The 21,136-nt window shown below is 48.2% G+C and carries 15 protein-coding genes and 1 pseudogene; 5 read left to right on the top strand and 11 right to left on the bottom strand.

Annotation, left to right across the window (positions count from 1 at the left end):
* Position 1: 1 nt before the first annotated feature.
* The 6 genes from brxC to AC2IBB_RS09865 form a co-directional block, all read right to left on the bottom strand.
* Positions 2 to 3,673, bottom strand: coding sequence for a BREX system P-loop protein BrxC (gene brxC / locus AC2IBB_RS09890; RefSeq protein ID WP_486332709.1), 3,672 nt, complete (start codon positions 3,671 to 3,673; stop codon positions 2 to 4).
* A gap of 44 nt (positions 3,674 to 3,717) precedes the next feature.
* The gene (locus AC2IBB_RS09885; protein WP_486332708.1) at positions 3,718 to 4,293 is read right to left on the bottom strand and encodes a DUF1788 domain-containing protein; all 576 of its coding nucleotides are present in this window, start codon (positions 4,291 to 4,293) and stop codon (positions 3,718 to 3,720) included.
* Positions 4,294 to 4,327: 34 nt separating this feature from the next.
* Complete coding sequence (locus AC2IBB_RS09880; RefSeq protein WP_486332707.1) at positions 4,328 to 4,891, bottom strand: DUF1819 family protein; 564 nt, start codon at positions 4,889 to 4,891, stop codon at positions 4,328 to 4,330.
* 66 nt (positions 4,892 to 4,957) lie between these two features.
* Entirely contained in the window at positions 4,958 to 5,818 is an 861-nt protein-coding gene (locus AC2IBB_RS09875; RefSeq protein ID WP_486332706.1) for a helix-turn-helix transcriptional regulator, read from the bottom strand.
* Positions 5,819 to 6,220: 402 nt separating this feature from the next.
* Positions 6,221 to 6,334, bottom strand: coding sequence for a helix-turn-helix domain-containing protein (locus AC2IBB_RS09870; RefSeq protein WP_486333938.1), 114 nt, complete (start codon positions 6,332 to 6,334; stop codon positions 6,221 to 6,223).
* Between the two features lie 114 nt (positions 6,335 to 6,448).
* Positions 6,449 to 6,682, bottom strand: coding sequence for a transposase (locus AC2IBB_RS09865; protein WP_486332705.1), 234 nt, complete (start codon positions 6,680 to 6,682; stop codon positions 6,449 to 6,451).
* A 564-nt stretch (positions 6,683 to 7,246) separates the two neighbouring features.
* Between AC2IBB_RS09865 and AC2IBB_RS09860 the strand changes: the two genes are divergently transcribed.
* Complete coding sequence (locus AC2IBB_RS09860) at positions 7,247 to 7,864, top strand: hypothetical protein (protein WP_486332704.1); 618 nt, start codon at positions 7,247 to 7,249, stop codon at positions 7,862 to 7,864.
* Between the two features lie 146 nt (positions 7,865 to 8,010).
* Here AC2IBB_RS09860 and AC2IBB_RS09855 read toward each other — a convergent pair whose 3' ends face one another.
* A complete protein-coding gene (locus tag AC2IBB_RS09855; RefSeq protein ID WP_486332702.1) occupies positions 8,011 to 9,150 on the bottom strand; it encodes an ISAs1 family transposase in 1,140 nt (379 codons plus the stop codon).
* Positions 9,151 to 9,761: 611 nt separating this feature from the next.
* On the opposite strand from AC2IBB_RS09855, the gene AC2IBB_RS09850 reads away from it, so the two are divergent.
* Positions 9,762 to 9,971, top strand: coding sequence for a hypothetical protein (locus AC2IBB_RS09850; RefSeq protein ID WP_486332701.1), 210 nt, complete (start codon positions 9,762 to 9,764; stop codon positions 9,969 to 9,971).
* A gap of 252 nt (positions 9,972 to 10,223) precedes the next feature.
* Here the strand turns inward: AC2IBB_RS09850 and AC2IBB_RS09845 are convergent, their stop codons facing one another.
* The 4 genes from AC2IBB_RS09845 to AC2IBB_RS09830 form a co-directional block, all read right to left on the bottom strand.
* On the bottom strand, positions 10,224 to 10,730 hold the full coding sequence (locus AC2IBB_RS09845; RefSeq protein WP_486332700.1) for a hypothetical protein: 507 nt from the start codon (positions 10,728 to 10,730) through the stop codon (positions 10,224 to 10,226).
* Between the two features lie 162 nt (positions 10,731 to 10,892).
* Positions 10,893 to 11,840, bottom strand: coding sequence for an IS5 family transposase (locus AC2IBB_RS09840; RefSeq protein ID WP_486332699.1), 948 nt, complete (start codon positions 11,838 to 11,840; stop codon positions 10,893 to 10,895).
* An 81-nt stretch (positions 11,841 to 11,921) separates the two neighbouring features.
* Positions 11,922 to 12,293 carry a nucleoside diphosphate kinase regulator gene (rnk, locus tag AC2IBB_RS09835; protein WP_486332698.1) on the bottom strand — a complete coding sequence of 124 codons (372 nt, stop codon included), beginning with the start codon at positions 12,291 to 12,293 and terminating at the stop codon, positions 11,922 to 11,924.
* Positions 12,294 to 12,450: 157 nt separating this feature from the next.
* On the bottom strand, positions 12,451 to 13,221 hold the full coding sequence (locus AC2IBB_RS09830) for a uroporphyrinogen-III synthase (RefSeq protein WP_486332697.1): 771 nt from the start codon (positions 13,219 to 13,221) through the stop codon (positions 12,451 to 12,453).
* 700 nt (positions 13,222 to 13,921) lie between these two features.
* Between AC2IBB_RS09830 and AC2IBB_RS09825 the strand changes: the two are divergent.
* From AC2IBB_RS09825 to AC2IBB_RS09815, 3 genes and pseudogenes are all read left to right on the top strand, one after another.
* Positions 13,922 to 14,658, top strand: a pseudogene (locus AC2IBB_RS09825) (IS5 family transposase).
* A 496-nt stretch (positions 14,659 to 15,154) separates the two neighbouring features.
* Entirely contained in the window at positions 15,155 to 15,922 is a 768-nt protein-coding gene (locus AC2IBB_RS09820) for a hypothetical protein (RefSeq protein WP_486332696.1), read from the top strand.
* 526 nt (positions 15,923 to 16,448) lie between these two features.
* Entirely contained in the window at positions 16,449 to 21,119 is a 4,671-nt protein-coding gene (locus tag AC2IBB_RS09815; RefSeq protein ID WP_486332695.1) for a hypothetical protein, read from the top strand.
* The last annotated feature ends 17 nt before the right edge of the window (positions 21,120 to 21,136 follow it).

Below are 21,136 nucleotides of genomic sequence, written 5' to 3'. Positions count from 1 at the left end.
CTTAGCGAATACGCACGCGCTTTTCATTGCGAACAATGCTCTTCAACTCAACCTTGAGTGCTTCCACAAACTGATCAATTGATTCTTCTGTTTCCAGGTACACGCCTTCACAGGTCTTGTTGTAGACGCTGGACACATTAACCTCGACAACTGGTTTTGGGGTAGAGAGCGGCTTAGCAACGGGCGACTCTGGCTTTGTCTCAGAGATCCGTGTAGACGTGTCTGCGCCAGTTGGATCAGCTTGCTTAGCTTTCGCTGCCTGTTCTGCCTTTGCGCGACGCTCAATCTCTGCCTGAACAGCTCGCTCAAGCTCATACAGGCCATCATCAAAGCGTTCGGTAGCTGTTTCAGTTTGCAGCATGTAGATACCGGCAATACTAGTATCCGTCTCCAAATCTGCTATCACCAGTTGCAGAGGACGAAGCAGCCGGTTGCTCAGCTCAGGTGACCCAATACCGCTTTTGGCGATCTCACCCTCAAGCTGTTTGATCTTGTCGTCTACCCGTTCAATGGCATAGGTTCGTTTTTCAGTTAGCAGGCGTTCGTTGACGGCTTCTACGGCGCTTACCAGAGAAGTAACCTTGTGGAGCATCCCGTATGGCGCGTCCGCTGATTCAATAGATTGCAGTTCAGACAGGGCCTTGCTGGCTCCAGAGTCCTTTTCCAAAGCCTGACGGTTCTTTTCAAAGTGACGAAGAACCTGCTGGAGCTGTTGCCAAGCGTGAATCTGTTTGCTGAAGAACTCGTGGATGTCCCGGTAGTCTTCCTCCAGATCGCGGTAATCGTCCTTCTTATCCACGACCTGCTTGAAGAAGTCGAAGCTATCGTCGTTGCTAAACAAGCGTTCCAAGGTCAGGATCGACTGCTCAATCACAGCCTTTCCTGGAAAACGCCCCACATCGGTTTTGCTCTTGTAGGATTTGAGGTTGGCTAGCCACTTGCTGAAGTGCTGGGTATAGAACTCGAACAGCTCCTTCTCAGTGGCAGGCCCCATTGAAGAGAATAGGTCTTGAGTCAGGTTACGCGCCTGTTTCAGCACGGCTTCATCGGTTTGGCGTTTCTTGATAATTGAGACTTCGCGACGACGGCGTGTATTCTGGAGAGGCTCCAACGCTTCCCTGACAGGCAGCGTTCCCCCCCCGAGCTGGAACGAGATCCGTCCAGCCGCAGCCAACCGGCCAACAATCAACAAAATCTCAGCATCTGGCCAGCCATACGGCCGCTTCGCGAAACGCTCAACAATGTCTGAAAGCAGGATACGCTCGGTCCCGGTCGCCCTAAGCCCGATGTATTGTTCAAGATCGCGGGTTGCCTTTGGATTCCCCTCTTCACCTTCCAATGACAGGCCCATTTGTCCAATATCATCTATAGTCAATACAGCGCTGAGTTCGCGCCATGGATCTGGTTGGTACACCTTGATGTAGGCTAGCTTGGTATAGGTGTTCTCAAGCAAATAACGACAGGCATCGTAAAGCCGGGTTTCGAGATTAGAAGTTGACACTGAAAGATGCTGACCGAGAGCGTAGACGTCAGCTTTTAGCAACATATCTTCCATACGGGCTCGCAAACGCTTCTTACGCTCCTGGTTCTCCCGACCACGATCGGCCAGAATACGAGTGATGTCTGCCTGGGCGCCATCGTCATTCAGACGAATAAACTTGTTGGTCTTCAGCCAAGTGCGGAGTTCACTGAAGAACTGATTATCGTCGCCCAGCTTGATGAGGATCTGACCTTCGCCCTCGGCGCTCTTGTTGATGCAGCCAGCCTCAGAGTATTGGCTGTAATCCGTGTCCAGCGGGGATAGCACTTCCACTTTCAGGTCAGCTTCATACTTACCGTCCAGGGTATGCCCATCCAAGTATCGGCCAATACTGTAGTCCATCTTGTTGGGCTGATGGCGGTATTTATTGGTATCCCGAAGCAGATCCTTAAAAATCAGGCTACTCAGCTCTTTGTTCTCTTCCGAGTTGGCAACATCAGTAGCCTTAATCTTCTGGGTGATGTCGCGCTCTTCATTGGTCAGGAATAGGAATTCATCGCCATTGCGGGTAATCAGGCTTTCCTTTTCCAGACGCTGAAGGCTTTCATCAATGCGTTTACGCAGCGCCAGCTTATCATCATCAATTTTATCAATAGACAGGGTAGCCAGATTGTCGAGGGTTCCTTTGATCAAGTCCACATAGCGAATCATGAACAGGGTGCGGAGCATCTGAACATCAAAACTGTCCAGTGTGGCGTTCTCACCAGCCTGATCGATGGTACGTTTGACGGTTGTATCTAGAAATCCTTCAACTGCCCGATAGAAGCAGTGCATTGGCACTAGGGCGCCAACCTCTTCCTTGTCGATCGAGCTGGCGGCCATTTGAAAAGCGTCCAGCATGGACCGTTCACCAAATGCCAAGTGCGCACCGGTGGCGCCCACTTTACGGATCTCCTCAAAGACCTTCTGTACCAACTGGAAGTGATATGGCGCAAAGGGATAGTTATTGACGAAGCTATCTGGACCATCAAAGTTCTTGAGCGTTGGCCCGGAGCGATCGAATGTAATTTGGTTCTTCAGTATATCGCCTTTCTGGTCGAAGACGGACTTGAGCATGTTCTCCGCTTCCGGAGTTTTGCGAAGCAGACGTTTCTGGATGACCTCATCGGTATTCGAGCTGGACAGCGACAACCGGGTCTTGAAGCGACCGGCAATTTTGGAGAAATCGTTGGCTTTGGAAGACGACAATTCTCCCAGAACCGCATCCATATCGGCCTGAGAAGTTACTATGATCCAGGCTCTGCCCTTACAGATGGTGCCCAGGTTTTCCGTGATCGTTTGCAAGGTCAGCATCAGGCGGGTATTACTGCCAATGAACTGACCTACTTCATCCACTAGGAACAGTATCCGATGTTTCGGATTTATACTGTCCAGGTATTCTTTGACCCAATGACAGAAGCTCTCGACGGAAACACTGAAAGTCTCTTCGGACTCTTCAAACCATTTATGGGCAGCATCCGGAGACAAGTTCAACGCCTTTGAAATGGCCTTTTCTACGCTATCCTGATAGAACTGGTAGCCATCACGTTCCTCAATCCATGACAGACCACTGGATTCTTCAAAAGCGGACTTGAAGGCCTCATAGGCGTCTCTCTGAGCCAAATGGCGCTCCATGTGAGCAATATGAGGGTGATCACCGCTAAAGCCCTGATGCTCATTGAAAACGCGCAAGAAGACGTTGAGGATAGGATTACCGTCATCGTTTGAACTCGCCTTACTATCAATATTGAACAGAATGACATCGGCATGACCGCTTACTGCCTTATCAATATCCGCCCGGATAAAGGCATCGCGGACCTTGTGTTCATCAAAAAACTCAACGGCTCTGCGCTCATTACCTTCTGCATCCCGCGCAACCTTGTTAGCCAGGATGTAGGATAAGGTCTTCAGGAAGTGCGATTTACCAGAGCCGAAAAAGCCAGAGATCCACACCCCCACCCGGTTAGCAATGGACGGGTCGTTTAGATCCGAGCCATAGGACTGGAAGAAATCTCGGAAATGCTTCTCCAACTCGTTGGTCACCACATACTCATCCAGTTCCTGGTAGACAGTTGCATCATCATCCTGGTCAGCCTTAACCACACCATTAATTGAGCGGTCCAATGGCTTAAAAAACAGTTCTTTGATGTTCATAGTGTGTTGATTCCCCGGAATTCTTATTAATTGGCCACCATTGCTTACGGAACCAACCTGAAGGCTCTGTAGTAATTGTTGCTGGGTATTCTCCCGAACAGGCTCATTGCCTGACCGCTGTATTGGCCTGGATAAAATAGGACGACAGGCTTATGTCCTAACCGTGAATGAAGGCTATTTAGCAGGTTGTGTGCTCGCAATAACGGCCAAACAGAACCCACTCCAGTAATGAAGATGATATCCTGCTCGGTAGCGGAATGCTTTTTCGTCAGGTAAGGCGCGAATTTGTCCATGTGCAGCGGCCCTTTCAAGGCTTTTATCAATTCCTCATCGCCCTTGGCCTTCTGCAATTGGATGGCTTTATCAATCAAGTTGCGATCGGCAAGATAGCTCACCAGACACTTGAGCAGATTGATATTGACCACTTTCAAATGGCCGTGCTTCTTAGTCAACATGAGTTCAAGGAAATCAATATATTCTCGAACCTTAAGCTCATACTCAGGCTCGTAATCAAATATCCAGAAGCCAAGTTCATTACCCAACCCCTGCCCACTCAAAAACTCGGGGGATAGAATCTTGTCTGGTATCTGATTCAACCGGTCATGTAGTCGTTGGTCCATAATTCTTATCCAATAAAAGCTGCAGCCAATGCACTTATCGCGTCCATGCCGACACTTCCAAGCATTTCTTAATCCTCTGTTTGTAATGTTCTTCGAGCATGGTTTTAACTTCTGGTCTTACCACAACATGCTGTAGCTCAAGCTTGCGTGTACTTTTCAGGTACCCGACCTCTGCGAGCATACGGAAAACCACCTGCCCCATTTTCTTTCTGGTGGATTCTTTCCAGTCACAAATGCTTGGATCTCGATGGGAGCGGTCTTCGATAAAATCTGTCCATACAAACGTATCAAGCTTTTCCGCTCTTGATATGTAGGCATCTCGAAGCACCGTCTCCATAAACTCCACCAGCAAGAGATTTCGATCCAAGGCGCCACATAAGGCAACCTGTGTGGCAAGCTCGTCATCACCGTCTCTCAACGCTTGCCAAAACTCAGGCTCCAGGCGTTCAAGTCGTTTGCGAATCGCCGTGGCATTTCGCTTTGCTGAAGCTGGCGTGCGCTTTTGCAACATGTTCTCTATGCAGATTGCTTCATTCCACTGTTCAGGTGTTATACCGTCCATTAGCAAACCAGCAACAATACGGCTCTCTCTCACCATGAGAGAGCCTCCAGCCATGTCGCAGCCATAATGGAACCGCTTTATCAAACTCAACCTCTTCTAAATCTATAAACCAAACAAAAAAGGACCCAGCTTCTTTCGATCTGAATCCAGTAACATGATAGGGAACATAAGCACATTAGCTGTTTCGTCAACGGTGATCGCGGCCCGATAACGCTGCAAGGTGTACTGAGCAAGTGCTTTTCTAACCGAAATCTGAAGCCTTCCATCTGGCATACCAAAATCCTTCTCTACCAGTGCCTTCTGCCCATCGCTCAATTTCGGATTCGGCACAAGAGTCAAAAGGATCAGCTCATTCCACAACGAGTCCTGCACCGGATCGGGAGAAAGCTCTGTAGCAGGCTTTGGTGTCCGCTCAATCCTGGACAGGATAAAGTCACGGAAGTCGCCACGCTTATGGCAGTAAGCCCGAACATGCCAACGAAACCCCGTATAAACAAGTGTATGAGGAGAAATAACCCGTTCGCTCCATACAGGATTTGTCATAGAGGCATAGATGATTTTTACGCTGGTTTGAGCCCGACATGCTCGCAATATTTCCCGAACTACCTCTGGCCGAACCGTGCGATCAGGTAATTGAATAGCTGTAAAATGGTCTTCGGATTCAAAAGTCACCGCGACGGCTTCGCTAACCATACCGGAGATCATATCCAGGTATTCGTTTATGTGCCCCTTGGTTAAGACGGGTTGGAAGTCCCCTCTGGGTACATATCCTTTCACCCCCGGATCGTGATAAAGGGAGTCTGGGTTGTGGACACTTAAATAACGCTTAATATCAGATGAAGCCTGCTGTCGGCTGATTCCAAACCAAGACATGAGCCGGTTGGTAACCAATCGCCCTTCCCAGTACGCCAGCAATTCAATTGCTCTTAGCCTCAGTACAACTTCATGCTTTTCATCAGCCATGAGCAGTCTCATTAAACCATTACTAAATCAGTGCTACCCTACAAAAATTTTACTGTAAAGTATTTATACAGTAAATCAACCGTGGGATTTATGCGAGTAGTAACACTGAAAGCCTTGCTCTGGCTGATACTTGGGCTGTGATATATTCCCTACAACACAACCAGCGGCTGTCCGACCTACCCTTGGCTAGAATTAGAGATTTTCAACCCTGCCATGTTGAGCTTGATATCCCCTCAAAGCACCCACTCTAGTCCTCCCCCAGTAAGTTTTTCCAGGGGTCAGCAGACAGGTCATCTCCATCACTATCATCCATAGGGCTTCGCGGCCTTGAAGGCTCGCCATTAATAACCGATGGATCTCTCTCAAGCACAGCCAAAACAGCTTGGAGCTTTTCTTGAGGGATTAGCATAAGTTCGCCATTAGCCCTTTCGCAATGAGTTCCAGGGTATCCAGCCTGGGGTTTCCTCTGGACTCCAAGCGCTGATACTGCTGACGGGAAACGCCTACTCGGAACATATCGCTCTGCTTTAGACCGAGCGTCAGTCGCCGCTTTTTTAGCTGTTTGAGTAGTGAGTTCATCTTTGTAAGCTTATATGTTTCTTTTTAGGTAATAGGAAACATATTAAGTATCTAAATAAAATTAATCTTATACTCCTGTCCAAATTTTGACAGGACATCGGTGACCGACTCCTTCAGTCTCTCGAACGTCTCATGCGAACCTAGCGGCAGCCAGTTGTACTTCACCTTTCGCCACAAGATCTCTATCAGGTTTAGCTCCGGTGAATATTTCGGCAAATAGATTGGCCATATGCCTTTGTCCATCCAGTCCCACCTGTGCCGACGAAACTCTGCAGATCGGTGCACGGAGGCGTTGTCCAGTACGTAATGAGATCAATACCGAACTGTGGGCCATTAACGATAAATCGGATCGGATTTGTAGCAAGACAAAGTCTCTATAAAATTGAGCAACCATCCCTTGCTGAGCGCCTATAATTAAGGATACGGGAGTTTTTGAAGGGTAGGTTTACCCTGCACACTGGAGGATTCCCCCCAATAAATCCCAGTATTAAACAACTTATGATTGACGAAGCAAAGTTAATTGAGGATTTTCAGAGGTGCGAGCAGCAAGAACTGAAGAAAGAGAAAACCATTCTCATAGGCAGGTTGCCAGTCCTGGTGGAGGAGTAAGCTACTCGCAAAGAGAAGTATGGCCGATCTAAAGAGTACACTCACCGTATAGAAAGTACTGAGAATCAGCTGTGCCTCAACTCCTGGATGAATAACGGATTTTGAGGAAGCTGGCGGCGACAGGTAGGGAATTTTCAGGCAATCTGTAATGTTTGTCATCGCTTCAAAACGAGAAAAAGAGTCTAAGCTAGTATTCATTAGTGAAAAGTCTATAAGCAACCAAATACCAAGGAGATTATAGTGACTCAATGGGATGTATGGATGGTTGCGTTCGCTGGCGGACTATTCGCTTTATTGCTATGGGTTCTGAGTTGGACGCAAGCGCATTACACAGCGGCCAGACCCCGCTTTATCCTGTTGGATCAATGCCCTTCCTGCTCTGGCGGTCGGCAATGTGAAGTTCGTTTGCTGACGACGTATCAAAGTAAAACAAAGAGGAGTGTGAGGGTCCGTGGTCAGGTGGTATGGCTAATCAATGGCGAACGAATTACAGAGTTTCCCCAGTGGTTCTACTTAAACAGCAATGCGGGAAGAGTAAGTGATGAATTGGTCGTGCCTAGAGAAGGCGTAACAATCGAACAGCATTTCTTGTCGTCAGACTCGACGGACTTTAGCTTTGAAGCTGGCGCATACGAACTAGTGTTATTTGATACCACGTCAGGCGGCTCACAAGGCTGTGTTTTGGGTCGTCAATCGTTCTTAATAAATCAACGCCAGGCTAATGAACTTAATGCAGCTCCTGTAGGTTTATGTTTGCGTTGGGATGACAAACAGCATTGTTACCACTCCTGTTTAATTTCCATCCAAATCGCGGCCAACGATACGGGATTTAGATGGTATGAAAGAGGCTTTTATTGACTCTGAATGAAGGACTCCTACCGATGAACAAGCCAGTAAAGAAGAAGATCTTTCTGCAATCAGTGTCATATCTAGGTTGATGAATAAATCGCTGGATAAGCAGCGGTGCAAGGAAGGGAACTTGCCAGGCAAATCGCACTATGTGATTACAAAGTAGCCAGACCCGATAGCACTTTTTTTAAGTAACCATGGTCCCAGCCCGCTCGTAGCCTCTTAGTTTTTATACCTCCTTTGTCCGTCTTCTCATTCTTCAATAAATTCAACGCTATATGTCTCAACACCGTTAGATTCTCCGCGCTGTGTCCCATGCGATGCCGTGAGTCATCCTCTTTAAACGCTACATCCAGCACCCAATGCAGTTTGTTCTCTATGTGCCAGTGCTTTCGCGTCGCATCCAGGAAGTATCTCGCATCCCCCTCTCGACTCGAAATATACAAGCGGCGCTCCAGCGTTCTTTGCCCTGACTCCATTCGCTCTGTTTCTACGACGATGAAACTCTTCAGGTCTTGCCAGCGACTTTGTTGCTTTTCCAGACCCTCCAGACTCGTTGAAACGCGGCAGCACCGCTTCTCCTCCTCAGCGCGCCCTGGTTCGCATACAAAGTCGACAAAATCCTCGCCGAAGCCTTTAGCCTCAGCCTCCACGTACCGGTCGTGAATCGCATCGTGTAATGAGGCCTGATTTTCTTTCACGCCTACCAAATAATCTGCTTCCGCGTGACGGATATGCTTCACGATCTCCCGCTGGCATCCCATCGCGTCCAAGGTGACGAGACTTCCTTTTAATGACAATGCCTTCAACAGTTTAGGAATAGCAGTGATCTCATTGGATTTTTCCTGAGTTTTCACCTGTCCCAACACCAGTTCGTTCGCTGTCGACCAGGCGCTAACCATATGAATGGCGGGTTTGGAAGAGGATCGGTCGTATGAGCGCCGTAGCGTTTTGCCGTCTATTGCGATCTGATCATCTGGAATCTGCTCCGCCAGCGTCGAAGCCCAGGATAGAAAGCTTGTCTCTAGCGCCTCGGGATCTAACTTCGCAAAGATGTTGTTGAAGGTGTCGTGGGAGGGAATGCCGTTGGGCAGCTCCAGAAAAGACTCAAACCACTCTTTTTTAGCGTCGCCAAACCGAGTGATGGTAACCCAATCGTCAGCCCCACAGATGATCCCGCAGAGCGCGATGGTGAGAACATCATAGAAATTATGCCGCATATTGAGCGTCTCTCGACGAGGATCAGAAAGGCTGGAGAAATGGTGTTTAACGCCGTCAATTAAAGAAGAGCCCATAACAGTCCTTATTAGGGGAGAAAAAGGGGCGTACTCTATGAATTTACTGTCTAGTATTCAACCATATAGTGCGATTTGCCTGGGAACTTGCGCCATAGACACTGTCGGGCTGTTTTTTACAATTCAGATTCTTATTAATCATATCAGCGTGCGCATGTTGAGCGTCCGAAACTGATCGGGAGCTGTCAGCTGATTGATGCGCTCCCAATGAAGTATAGGATGGAATCCTGGCTTAGGAACGATGAGTGGCTGCGGCTTATTCGAATTTCAAGGGTAGATCATGATCCGTAGTCTGAAGGTTACCCCGACAGACCTCACTGATGTGGGAGTTGATATCCAAAAGAATGGTCGGAGTTACTTCGTACCGTTACCAGGGAATATATTCTGGACAAGCCAGTTGTAGTTACTCGAAGACTAATTGTTGGCGTCGTATAAATGGACTACGAGGAGCAACACACCTTGGCTAAAAAAAATGAAACCTTATGTGTAGAAGTTCAGATCTGATCTGACAGTGACACACGTTTTCGACCTTCACTTTCAGTCGTACAGTCCTGATTTTAGTCTCTCACCCAGATTCACTGCCGAGGCTCACGCTGCATCCATTGTGCCGAATGATACAGTTCTCGCTGCAGCATCATTTACACCGCCACCTTGAGCCAGCGCTGTCGTTTCTTCAGGAAATAGGGTTCGAGGTGAAGCAGAACGACCACCATTGGAATGCAAGTAGGGATGATGGAACAATCACGGTCACTTTGGATGAGCAAGGCTACGTCTCACAAATCACTCCACTGACCTACGACTCAACGAATAAGCTGCAGTGAAAAAACAGCCAATGTGACCTGATATTGTCGTTTCAAACTTTACTTTACCGCCTTTCAGACTAAAGCAAAAATATAGTCTCAAACAGTCATTCTTGAATATCCAGAGAGGGCCGGAAAAAGGACTCCCCGGCCATCTCTTAAGTGAGCATCCGCCGAATCACACCTTTGATTTTGCCTGAGAGTAACAAGTAAAAGCTTCAATTGATCATCCAGTATCAAGCATTTCAATGGCGCAAGGGAGTTTCGACAAGACTACTCTCCACTGCTGTAAAAAACTCCAAATGCTAATTCTTTCTCAACATGTTCTGTCCAGCCTACATTTTCAATAAATATATGTGGAATAGAATTAAACGTCTGTATTTTCTTTTCATTCATCATGTCCGAGTGCCAATTCCCATATATAAGCAACCCTTCAATAGCATAGATCACATCTCGTTTCGCTTTCCCTTGTGAGAAAAAAGGCGTTCCTAATGTCACCATAAAGTTAAGTTGAGGATAAATTGATTTCAACCGCTCCATCCTTTCAATATGATCCAATGCCTGATTGCGAGCAGAAACAGTTTGGTCCATTGTCATACCTATATAATAGGACCACCAGGCTCTTTTACTTTGCGCAACGATCGAATAAAAATATGCTGAAACATTTTCCTTTGCCTTGCCAGAGAATAGTTCATCGTGAGAATATGGTTTCGACCATTCTAACTGAGCAATCACGTCAAAATATTTCGGCCAAGCTGGTTTAAAAATACTATTTATCATTGGACTTCAATCACCTAAAGCTGGAAACTCTCTCTAAGCTAAGAGACCCTCTGAATAACCCATGGTTATCCCAATATCCATCAACATTGTACGTTTGACCCAACTATAGATGGCTTTTCCAACATCTTTCGCCCCTCACAGGGCGGAAGTGGGCCTATCGCCCTATATCCGCAGCTCTTTCCACACCATAAGATGATTGCTGAAGGTCGCCAGTAGATATAATCGATTCCTATTCTTCGCCAGGCCTCGATAGCGGACTTTGTCATAATCAAACACTTGCTTGATGTAGCGGAATGGATGCACCACTTTGGCTTGAATGCTCGCTTTAAGCATCTCCATTCTCTGATGGTCTTTGCTCAATGTGCGGCGCACGCCTGGACGTCTCGCGATAAGCCAGAAGACACCCGTCCACTTCTGGTGTTCCTCCCGTTTATAAACACCTTGGTAACCGGCATCGCCAAACACGACGTTTTCTTCTCCATGCAGCAATTTGCCCGCAACTGTGATGTCATGGACATTCGCTCCCGTCGCCTCAAGGCTGTGAATCAGTCCTCTGGCACTGTCTACGCCGATGTGCATTTTCATACCAAAGCGCCACTCATCCCCCTTTTTGGTCAGGCGCATCTCCGGGTCGCGTTGGCCGCTCTGGTTTTTAGTGGAGCTCGGGGCGGAAATAATCGTCGCGTCCACAATGCTGCCTTCCCGCATCATCAGCCCTTGCTTCTGTAGTTGTTTGTTCACTTCCTTGAAAAGCGTCTTGCCTAAACCGTGACGTTCCAGCAGGTGACGAAAATGGAGGATCGTGCTTTCATCCGGCAATCGGTCTGACAGGCGCAGACCAGCAAAGCGACGCATGGACTCAATCTCATACAGCGCATCTTCCATCGCGGGATCGCTGAGGTTATAGAACAGTTGCATGCAGTGAACGCGAAGCATGACGGATAACGGATACGGCGGCCGGCCATTCTCGCCCTTGGGATAACAACGGGCGACCTTCTTCTCCAACCGTTCCCAGGGAATCAGCTTATCCATCCGCTCCAGAAAGATTTCCCGGCGGGTCTTACGCTTTTTAATCTGGTATTCGGCTTCGGAGAAAGCCATCTGATCCATGAAAAGTGCTCCTGCTGAGTTGGGCTGCCGTATTATGACTGATTTCGGAAGTTATTCAGAGATTCCCTAGATCAGTATTTTTTATATGATTCCATCTATATGTACATGGGTGCTTGTGCTGTCATCTAGCGGCCATTCTATTACTTGACCGACAGATAACCCTATCAATGCACTACCGACTGGTGTGAGGATAGACAATGAGCCACTATCATTAGCTTCATGTGGATACACAAGCTTATATGTAAACTTTCTATTAGTTAGAAGTAGTGTAAAGGTAACGGTGGAGTGCATCGCTACAACATTAGCGGGCATACTTTTAAGTTCTAATACATCTGCCCTCTCCAATTCGTCAAATAGTCTTTCAACTATAGGCGCCATTGGCACTTTTTCAAGCAGATCATGAAGGCGATTGTAATCGATTACCGATAGGACAATGTTAGGTTTTTGCAACATAATTCATCCTTTATAATAAAGTGTCAATATTGCTTTTAAAAAGCATAATATATTGAATGACTCAGAATATTAAGTGTGAAATTAATTATGGAAATTTCTATATTTTATAAAATAACAATCCATATTATTCATATAATAATAGGTATCCCGCTCTACTTCAACGTCCAAAATAACGAGCAATAGATCGAGCTGTTGCTTGCAATGTACTGTCAAAGGGTTGTATTTTTACAATTAATCCTGCATTAGAGCAGGCAGCATGTGTGACAGGGCCAATTGCCGCAATAATTGTATCCTTCAGTAAGTTTTCGAATGCGCCAGCGCCTAATATTGATTGAAGGCCCACAACTGAAGACGGCGATGTAAATGCCATGCAGTCTACGCTTTTTGACAACAGCAGCCCTTCAGCTTGACGGTCAAGAAAATAGCCTGGATCGCTTATATATATATATGGTGACACCACCTCATAACCTTTTTTTATCAGCTCATTTTCGAGATAAGATGGGAACTTGCTTCCTTTGGGGATAAGTACTCTTTTTTTAAATAGACATTTGGGAAATAGCTCAGATAACGCCAGCGTTGTGTATTGCCTTGGCATACAATTAACTGTTAGCCCCAAATTGTTCAGCTTATGCGAGGTAGCAGGACCAATGGCACATATTTTTACTCCATCAAGTTGCTTCTTATTCACTCCTAATTTGACAAGATAGTTGATTGTTTCAGTTGCTGCTGCTTGAGATGTGAAGACAATGTAGTCAAAATCCGAAACACAAGAGAATAGCTGATTTAACTGCGCGCTTTCTTGCACCGGCATAGTTGTAATTATTGGGCATGGGTGAATAGAAAAATATTTTTTTGACAGTACAGGTGTTACGCTACCAAGGCCAGAATGTGCTCGTGTAAATAATACATTCACAAGTTTTGAGTTCATCGCTATCTCATTAGTTCAACATTTAAATAGCACAAAAAAACAACCACACCAGACGATATAGCTTTATATGTCTGACTAGAGCGAAGTTGGTTGTATCAGCAAAGACTATCAGGGCGGTTAAAGCAGGATCCTTAACCGCCTTAGATGGGTAAGACGTAGATAGTAAATATCCACTGCGAAGGAGTATGAAATATTAAGCTGTTCGGCATACGATTATTCATTTTGCTCTTATACTACAAAGTGGCAATTTGATCAAGGCACCTTTTTCAGAGGAATGTGTGGCTCGAGAGATTACCGCCAGCTCTGGTTAAAGGAATGTTCGCTTTCTGATCATTGCGCGCCTCTGTATATGGAAGAGGCCACGTCATATGACGAGGGAGATTTTTTTGGTCTAATTATTTCAGGTGATTAACTCGCATTTCGACTCATAATTTGTTGAGATTGAGTAGTCGCAAGCAACCTATGCTAAGGAACCTCTGAAAAACTATCTGCGGCCGCCATTGCGGCGTCAAAAGTCAGCTCAAAATACTCATTTATTCACGATAAACTGCGCTTTTTCACCGGTTTTTTCCTTTCACTGGCAGTCTCTCCAACGTTTTTCAGAGGCTCCCTAGGACGTGTTGACGTTTCGTTATAGGTGATAGATAGGTGCAAACTCGTCATATTGCGGTTCCCACACCAACAACAAGACGAGTTTGCGATGCCCCGATTGATGCTCAGTGACGAGCTTTGGCCGAAGCTGAAAGAGATCATGCTGCAATAGCGAATCTATAACAAGCCCACACTACGAATGATGGTGGAAGGCATGTTGTACCGAATGCGGACGGGGTGTCCCTGGCGAGACTTGCCAGGGCAGTTTGGCGACTGGAATTCGGTGTTCAAAAAATTCAATTCCTGGTCTGCCCAAGGCAAGTGGTTGAGGATCTTCCGGAGCTTGATCCGCGAGCCGGATTTGGAGTAGGAGTTCATTGATGGCAGCTATGTGAAGGCCCATCAGCACAGCGCAGGAGCTTGTACGGAAGAGCCTCAGGCGATTGGTAAGGTCAGGCGGGAATACGACGAGAGTGCATCTGGCCGTGGATGCCTATGGTCTTCCAGTGGAATTTGAGATCACAGGAGACGAAGTCAATGACTGTACGGCAGCGGCAGAGTTGATGGAAAAGCTTCCCTTGCCAGAAGCGGTTGTCGGAGACAAAGGCTACGACACGGGAACAGATCGAAAGGAAGGGGGCCAGGGCCGTGATACCGAGAAAACGAAACTCTATCAAAGGTAATGACAATATGGATTGGGGTTTATACAAGTATCGCCATTGGGTGGAGAACGCCTTCGCCCGACTCAAGTAGTACCGGGCCATCGTGACGAGGTATGACAGGTTGAAGAGGAACTATGAAAGTATGGTCGCCATGGCTTGTGGGTATTTATGGCTGCCGATGTGAAACGTCAACACACCCTAGGAGAGCTTTCCGCCTACAATCTGCAAACGCTATAATTAACCAACTATTATCTAAAACTATCAGCAACTTACCAACCCGGGAATTTCCTAATGAACCAGAACAGTTTGTGTATTTGAGTTCGGCGGGTATTTTGCTCATGGGTGAGACCTCGCAATAATCGTGATTTCCCGATTCGGCTCATTGGACGAAGCGTCCTGGAAACCGTGGAACCACTGCGACGCTCGATCTGTAGACAAACGAAGCTGGGGATTGCCGCATGATCGCCAGCTATTCAGAATAGCATTAAAATGAGGTGGGGGACGTGAACTATTCAAGGGTATTTATCGTGAGACCAGCGGAATAGCTCCTGAGGCTGTGCTTTAACCCTCGTTATCTCGGCAGGTTAGGGTGACGCCCAACGCTTCCGCCATGACGGATCGTTATTTCGCGACTATGCTGAATGAAAGCCTTGAGCGCCAGGAAAGAGCTTTTCCCGGACATGAAAAAGAAAGCTGATCAAAATCAGGTTTATACTCTGTGGGTAATGCGGTCGCATACACTGCCTCTTGTCATTGCGCTTTTCTGTTTTTCCCATGTTGCGTCCGCAGGTGAAAAAATCGTGCTGGCGTCCTCCCCCAGGGTTCAAGCCACACCCCGCTGGGACGTTTATTCGCACTTTTACTCCGAGGCGTTCAGGCGCCTGGGATTGGAGTTCGAATTGCGGAGCTTTCCCTCGAAAAGATGCGGAGTGCTGGCGAACTCCGGCTTCGTGGACGGCGTGCCGGATCGCGCGGCCAATTATGGAAACGCCCACCCCAACCTTATCCGGGTGGACATTCCCTTGTGGCCGCAGAGATTCCTGGCCTATACCACCGACTCTATGATTGGCGTGAATGGATGGCTGAGCCTGAAAAAATTCCCCTATCGGGTGGATTGCCGCATTGGCGTTCAACGATGCGAGACCATGCTGCCTCAGGTGTCGCTCCCTCAAAAGATAGAATATGTGGTCGACACTCATCTGGGACTCCGACGCCTGTTGGCGGACAGGTCGGACCTGTACGTGGACCTGGAGTTCATTGTCGATCCCTTGCTGGGTGGGAACGAGTTTGTGGCGGCGCCCATCCGTAAGGCAGGCATATTGGAGAGTTTCTCCGGTTATCTATATCTCCACAAGAGGCACAAAGCGCTGATTCCGAAGCTGGAGGCCGTCTTAAAGAAAATGGGGGCGGAAGGTTGGCTTGACGCCCCTTCTCCACAAAGACGGTAAAAAAACGCGCACCTTTGTCGCTTTCCCCATTTTCGACTATCGTCAGGTACTGCTCAGCCGTCAGTAGCTCCTCCAACTCGGACGCGTCCGCGATTTGGATCTTAAACATCCGTCTGCCTATAACTCCCTTGGCTTAAAATGCAGGACTAAGGCGAGCCAAGTCTAATAAGAGCCTCATACCAGCCATAGGAACTTGACCCTACTATATGGTTTTATTCGATAACTTTCGTCGAGAGCTTTAATTACAGCAGTGTTCGAGGTTTATTCAGACTCTCCCTAGATTCATCATTTAGTTTATTTGAGTACAAATATTACGTGATAAAGATTCATACCAAATTGCTAAAGTAAAATTTTACTCACATGATGCCTGTCTTCTGGGTGTATATACCCAAAAGATAGACTGATTGTAGGAGGTTTGCTGTAAAGGAATCCGACGTCGAGTGAAATAACTTTTTAATCAAACGTTTACATAACAAAATAGTTTTCTTAGTATGCTTTAAAAGAATCAGAATTACGCACAATCATTATGAGATGGACGCTCGAAGAAGATAGTAAACTCCTGACTCTGATACGCCTGTACTTTCCAGTGCTGGTCAAACTCAGTTGGCTAGATGCTGGCATGACCTTTAGTAAGCAACTACACGCCGACTTCAATTCGCCACATCGCAATGTTGCGGCGCTGCTTTTTCGCCTAAAGGAAGCCAAGATATTGAAGTTGGCTAGTCGTCCAATGGGAGATCCCAATCAGCAACGTTTTAGCTGCCTGCTTGCTGACGACCTAGCGTTGTATGACTACAGCGTCACACTGCCCACGCTCAAGCGAGCGCTGAACCCAGAAACAACGCTCTCGGTATTGCATCACTTTTCCATGAGCGATCCGCATCAGCCACTGTCTGATTCCATCAATGAGATTTCTGCAACTTTGTTTTTGGAGCCAATGCAAGTGGAAAAGGTACTCATTGAGCGCAACCTGTTGGTTATCAACCGATGCCGGCAGTATGAGCGAGCCAAAGCTGCACCTGCCAACGACGGTCTAAGCGACCTAATCACAAAGCAGACTCCAGCCGCCAAGCTCGTTGAGGACATTAACACCTGTCGCGCCCGAGCCTCACAGCTGTACCACGTGCATGAGCGCGACGGCGCAGAGGTGATCTTCAGCTCCGATGGCACCGGATTCGGCAAAAGCTACGGCGTGATCCAGGGATACGTTGAGTACATACAACGTTTTGCTGAAACCCAAGCGCCAGACTACCTGTTCCCGGAGGACGGCTTCACCAACCTGCTGTTCATGTCACCACAGAAGTCACAAATCGACCTCGAACGCAAACAAAAAGACAAGATCCTGGCCGCCGGCGGTGAGTTCATCTGTGTCCTGGCACGCAAGGATATCGCAGATCTCGACTTCGTGGACTGGGCGTCTGGACAGAAGAACCGTGAGCGCTATAACCTGTGGTGTGAGGGTGGTAAAACAAGCACTTACATCAAATCCGCGATGCGCTCCCTCAACTACTTGATGAACCAAATCGACCGTTGTGAAGAGCAGATAGAGCGCCTTTCAGCCTTAAACACATTGGACGCAATCCACGATAAGGAGGTGGCGGAAGAGCAGCTCAAAAACTGCCGCAACAATCTTCGTTCCACTATCGAGTCCGCCTGTAAGGCGCTGTTCGAAGTCAATAGTTCTGAAAACCCGATCCGCCACTACGTTGAGCGAGGGATTCAGGCACGCCGCGATCGCTTGCGCAAAACCGCACTGGCTCAGGCAGAGGGCAAGAAGGTACCGAAAATGAGCACACACGAGGTCTACTTCGAGCTGATCAAACAGGTACTTCCGTTCGAGGTATGTCAGCTCCGCCCTTCGGTATTACTGATGACTACCAACAAATTCGACACCTCGACCTATCGTTTGACAGCACGCAAACGGGATGAAGGAATGCTCTTTGAGTCAGTGGGCTTCGACCTGCTGATTGGTGGCAAGATGAAGCCAGAAGAGCCACAGATCAGCACCGTGGCAGCTAAAAGCCATGCAGCGCAGGTAGACTACCTTCGCGACGAACACTTCAGGCAAAATCCGGACTGCCCTTTCCGCCACAACAACATCCGTTTCAGCGTGGTGGTTGACGAACTGCACGAAGCCTATACCCGCCTAGAAGAAAGCTGTCATGTCCCACTGGTAAAGCAGGAAAACAACTTGGCACATGTGTTATCAGTCACCGGGCGCATTTACAACGCGGTTCTCAGCTTGGAGCGCCGAGGGAAACCTCACGAAGAGCAAACTACGTTCGAGCAGGAGAAGGTCAAGTTCATTGCCACCCTGCGTATGCTGCTAGCCGATAAGTGCGAGCTGTCATTTGGTACGACCCTGGGTTCGATTCTGGAAATGTTTCGTGACCAATTGGGAGCGTTTGAGGTCAACGGTGATGCCGCGGAGCGCATCATTTCAATCACCCGTAACGTGTTCAGCTTCAACGCCAAGATGTACGTCAACGAAGAAGGGCTCAAGCGCATCCGCATGCGTAACAGAGAAGGCGACGTCACCCGCACTGAGTTATATTACGAGGTCGAGGGAGACACCTGCGACACTAGTCCCACTTTGCACGATCTGTTCCAACTGGTCTCAGCTATCCTGGCTGCCTGCGCTCAGATCACCAACCGCCACTTCAAGCGCTGGGTGAAAAACGGCGGCCAAGATAACGCAAGTAGCCAGAACACTCCACTAGGACTGTTTGTCGACGCAGCCAACAACGTCGCTGGTGAAGTACGACACATCTTTGACCGAACAACCGATGAAAATTTGCTGATTGACCATTTCTATACCTACTTACAGCCGAAAACCGTGTTCACCATGACCCCGGTGGCCGAGTTGAATTACGTCAACAAAGGTGCAGAGCGCACCGTGATCCTAGCATTCGAGATGGATTTGGTGAAAGAGCTACCTGAAGCTATGCTACTGCGCATACTGACAGGCACTGAAAATAAGATAATCGGTCTAAGTGCTACCAGTGGCTTCAGCCACACCAAAAACGGCAACTTCAGCCGTCATTTTCTACAGCGTTACGCCCTCGATCTGGGCTACCGCTTGGTCGAACGCCAGCCATCGGACATCAGCATGCTCAAGGGGCTTCGTGAATTACGCGCCCGCATCCGTAACGCTCACTTCAAGGTCTTTGATGCTGAGCTGCCGGCACTAACCGATACTTATAAGCTCTGTAAGACCTTCAGGACGGTATACGCCGACTTCTTCAACGCGCTACGTGAGCCACTGGAATACGCTCTAAGCAACCCTTACAAAAAGCGCCAGCACTGCCGAGAGCTGGAGGCATTGCTACTCGCTGCTTACGAAGGCAAAAACAGCCTGATCCTGTCGCTCTCCGGCGGCTTCAAAAACGCATTTATCCGCGCCTACCGCCAGCATCAGACCACTTGGCGTAAGCAGTATGGCATGAGCTCCAAGTGCGACAGTAAGTATGAGAAACAGCATCACCAGCTCTTAACCTTTACTCCTTTTCAGGGGCGACACACCATCCGTCTGGTCTTCTTTGATTCGTCACTGGCCAATGTCGAGGACATCAAACAGGAAACTTATATCCAAAACGACAGCAGCGTGCTGGTGTTCATGAGCACCTACAACAGCGCAGGTACTGGACTCAACTATTTCGTCAAATACCACAATGGCGACATCAATGATGTAAACGCGCCACGCCTAGACGCTGATTTCCAGCGCTTGGTGCTGATCAACTCGTCGTTCTACAGTGAAGTAATGGGCAACGGCGCCAATCTCAACACACTGCCCAACTATGTCAGCGTGCTAAAACATCTAGCCGATGACATCGCCAATCACAGGATGGCCGACTTCAGTGTCAACTTTGCGCAAGGAGACAACTATCGCTTACTGATGGCAGAGCATGGAATGAGTTTGTTCAAGGTAATTGTCCAGGCAGTGGGGCGGGTCGAGCGCCGTGACACCCTGCTAAACACCGAGATATTCCTGCCCAGCGATGTGATGCACAACGTGGCGTTCCAGTTTGCTGGATTGAACGAGGATGCTGGTAACAAGGTTGTGTTGGAAAGCATGTCCCTGCTCAACTACCGTCTCAAGGAGTTCTGTGAAGATCTTAGCCAGAACCACTCTTTCGACAGTTCAGAAATGCGCCGTACTTTTGAACAGTCAGTATTGGACAACGGTCGTCGCATAGACAATGTCCACAAACGTGTATTGAAGGCTGGCTGGATCAGACGTGTGCGCGAAGGCAGCTTTGAATACCTGGATCTGTGCAACCTGTTCCGTGATCGTGATTCTTTCGCCAACCCAGAGCGTTGGCTTGAGAAGTTGCAGGCGCATCCCCTATATGCCGCCGACCGTCAGATGCAGGCCATCCATAACAATCTATTCATCTCACGTCACCAGGGCAACCAGCCTATCCTGCTGTGTCATAAGCGCGGCCCAGATGGGCTGGCTCACTCAGATTACTCAGCCTTGTCCGACTTCGCTGGCGGGGCTCGTGAATACCGCCCTGAACTGACTATATTTCCACAGTACAGCAAAGACGTCGACTTCACACCTGGAAACCTAGTGGGCGATTTGATGCGAGAATGTGCCGATATCCAGAAAACGGCGTTTGCCCAGTTGGTACCACACCCTAAGCTAGTACCGCTACTCAAAGGCAACGTTGGTGAATATCTGTTTGACAGGGTGCTGGCTCATTACGGAGTGAACCCCCTCAATGACACGCAAGTCTTTGAACATCTGGAACCGCTGGTGTACGAGTTCTTTGACCGCTTCATCGAAGTGGGTGATGATCTGGTCTGTGTTGACGTCAAGCGCTGGGCAACTAAGCTGGACGACTTGACGCGAGCAGAAAATACCCTAGAGAAGAGCTATAACAAGATCCGCCAGATCCGTGATATCGCCAGCCAAGTTGCAGATCAGAATGGGCAAAAACAGGTGCATGTGGCGTTGGCCAGTCGCTACCAGCACATTAAGTTCGTCTACCTCAACGCAGCCTATAGCCAGAACCCCAACAACCTGATGTGGCAAGAGAATGTGGATCACACTATCCACTACCTCAATTTGCTTCAGGCCGACCACCAGTATTATCAGCCGCTGGATCGCGAGCGTCGTCGACGTCAGGATAAGTCTAGACTGGACATGACCCTGCACATCAACCCGATGCTAGGCACCTTGCTCGGACTGTAACCTACGAATAACCGTTG

The sequence above is a fragment of the Hahella sp. NS-SX17 genome, assembly GCF_057367735.1.
Note: the sequence above shows the minus strand (reverse complement) of the source record. Positions and strands in the feature narration are given on the sequence as shown.